Annotated in this window: 1 protein-coding gene; it reads left to right on the top strand. The window is 66.0% G+C overall.

Annotation, left to right across the window (positions count from 1 at the left end; genetic code table 11):
* The coding region (locus ACM0PB_RS20150; RefSeq protein WP_495495136.1) for an autotransporter outer membrane beta-barrel domain-containing protein at positions 1-2828 on the top strand (2828 nt) is incomplete at its 5' end.

The raw sequence follows: 2828 nt of genomic DNA, 5'->3' as shown, positions 1-2828 counted from the left end.
TGTGCGGGCGTACTGCGAGAAAAGACAATCGCGATGGCGCATGTCTTGTTTGGCTGGTTGCAGCTTTCGTACTGCGGATGGATTTGCAACAAGTTGCATGGCATTCGGTGGCGTACGGGGCGAAAGTTCCTGCCTATACCACCTTTCGATTCCTGGACGCCATGAACAACCTCACCCGACAGCCTCTGGCGGCAGCATTGATGCTGGCCCTGGTTCTACCCGCAGCATCGGTTGCCGCCGCTCCTCCCGGCGTGCCCTGCCCGAGCATTCCGCGCCCGGCTGATCCGGGTGATCCTGCTGTAGAGGTGTCCTACCTGTGTGGCGTTGAAATCGCCGCCCACGATCTCTGGTTCGATCGGTCGCTGGAGGTCTACGACGCCACCGTGATCGGCAGTCGCGATCGCTGGCCAGGCGTGGAGATGGATATCAATCAGCGTGGTTATCTGGTGATGGAAGACAGCCGGGTCGAGACTGCAGGGACGATGTCCGACGCCGTGGTGATGACCAGCAACCATGTGGACGGCGCAAGGATCAGCCGGTCGCACCTGCGGACCTCCGGCGAGGCTTCGACGGGGCTGTACGTAGGCAATATTTCGCCGGACGCGTCAGGATTCATCGCCAAGGCGAATACGACCACCGTGATCGACAGCTCGATCTTCACGCAGGGCCAGGATAGTGCGGGCGTCGCGCTCAATCCCAGTGCGTGGCTGCAGCTGCGCAACGTGGACATCGCGACCCAGGGTGACAGGGCGTTCGGCCTCTGGAACTATCGATCGGATGTGGCCATGCAGGGCGGCAGCATTCGCACAGCGGGGGAAGACAGTACGGGGCTCTACGTCGAGTCGGGTCACATTGGTTTCGGAGGCCCGTCGTACGCCTACGTGGGTCGTGCCCAGCTGTACGGTGTGCAGGTTCGCGTTGAGGGCAATGGTAGCAATGGCATCGTTGCAGGCTATCGCGGCGCTGACGCGGGCCGTGCAGGCATGGGCGCCGAACTGATGCTGCAGGACAGCCAGGTACAGGCGCTGCAGGGCGATGCAGTGCGCTTCCTCGATGGCGATGCCAATCGATTGGAGATGGTCAACAGCGTGGCAGAGGGCAGCGACGCGGCGCTGCGCATGGCGGTTGGGCATGGTCAGGTGCGGGTGAACCTGCACGCATCCAAGCTGCTTGGCGGAGGGGCTGCGGCGATCGTCCTGGAGGCACCCGATACCCGGGTGCAGCTGCGCGCGCAGGCGGGCAGCGTACTTGCGAACGAGCGCGGTGCACTGTTCGATATCGGCCGCTTCGCCGCGGCCGATGTCCAGCTGCAGGGCAGCCTGATGCGGGGGGGCGCCCGCGTCGCGGATGTTGGCCGGCTCGATGTCGCATTGCGCGAGCGCAGCGTCTGGCAGGTGGACGGCAACGCCATGGTCGATCAGTTGAGTGTGCAGCGCAGCGAGGTGTCGCTGGCCAACGGCCATGCAGGCGATCGCTTCGTCGTGCGCGGGGATTTGACCCTTGACGAAGGTCACCTGCGCCTGGATACGGTGCTGGGCGGGGACGCCGCAGCCAGTGATCGCTTCGACGTCCAGGGCGATTTCCTGGGCAATGGTACGGTCTCGGTGGTCGGCGTTGGCGACGGGGCCGCAACCGACAAGGGAATCCCCTTGATCACCGTGGGCGGGCAGTCGCTGGCGACGCTGGCCCTGTCCGGTCGTGCGGTCGGCGGCATGTATGAGTACTTCCTGCATCGCGATAACGCCGATGGTGACTGGTACCTGCGCTCGCAATTGACCGCCGTTGACCCATGCGATGACGATCCGGCTCTGCCCGGCTGCGGCGTCGATCCAGTTCCTGGTCCCGATCCGGCACCGGAGCCGACACCGGAGCCGGGGCCTGATCCAACCCCGGAAGTTCCATCACTGCCTGACCCGGCAGGCGTGCTGCGACCGGAAGCGGGTGCCTATCTGGCCAACCGGTGGGTGCGACAGGCGCTGCTGCAGCCACGCCAGCCTCTGGCCACGAATGAGGGGCGGGAGGGCGTACGCGGGTGGACCCGGGTCGAGAGTGGTCAGGCGCAGCTGCCGGGACTGGTGGATCAGCTGCAGCAATCCGCGCAGTGGAACAGCCTGCAGCTGGGCGCCGACCTGGGCGTGTTCGACGCCGGGCGTGGCCGCGCTGGCGTGTCGCTGTTGTCCGGGCGTGCCGATGCGCAGTCGCGCTCGTCCCTGACCGGCTATGCCGCCCGCGGCCGGGTGCAGTCCAATGCCCTCGGCGTGTACGCCGGTTGGCAGGGTGAGGCCGCTTATGTGGATGCTGCAGTTGTGCATGCGCGCTTCCGCAATCGCGTGCAGGGTGATGCGCTGGCGCCAGAGCACTACCGGTCGCGCGCACGCCAGGCATCGCTTCAGGCCGGCTACCGCCTGCCGCTGGGCACGCTTGGCGGCACCGTGCTGACCTTGCAACCGGATGTACAGATCGTCCAGTTCCGCGATCGCGGCAACCTGCACGTGGAGGCAACCGGCACTTCGATCGCACATCCAAACCGTACCGCGTGGTCACGGCGCCTGGGGTTGCGCCTGGAGGGGCAGGGTGCCGAAGGACAGGGCTTAGTGGTCAGTCCATGGCTGGCCGCCCACGGGTATCGCGATACGGGCCGATCCGAGCTCGGTTTCGGCAACGAGACAATCGCCGGTACTACACCGCGCAGTCGCTACGAAGTGGGAAGTGGGGTACGCATCCAGTTCCGGAGCGGCCTGTCCGCCTGGGGTGGCCTCAACGTCTCGCGTGGTGATCACGGCTACCGCCAGACGAGCGCACAGCTGGGCGTGGCACGGCGCTGGTAG

Source organism: Stenotrophomonas sp. AR029 (assembly GCF_047520695.2).
Classification (GTDB): Bacteria; Pseudomonadota; Gammaproteobacteria; order Xanthomonadales; family Xanthomonadaceae; genus Stenotrophomonas; species Stenotrophomonas sepilia.
This window is presented reverse-complemented; position numbering and strand designations above follow the sequence as displayed.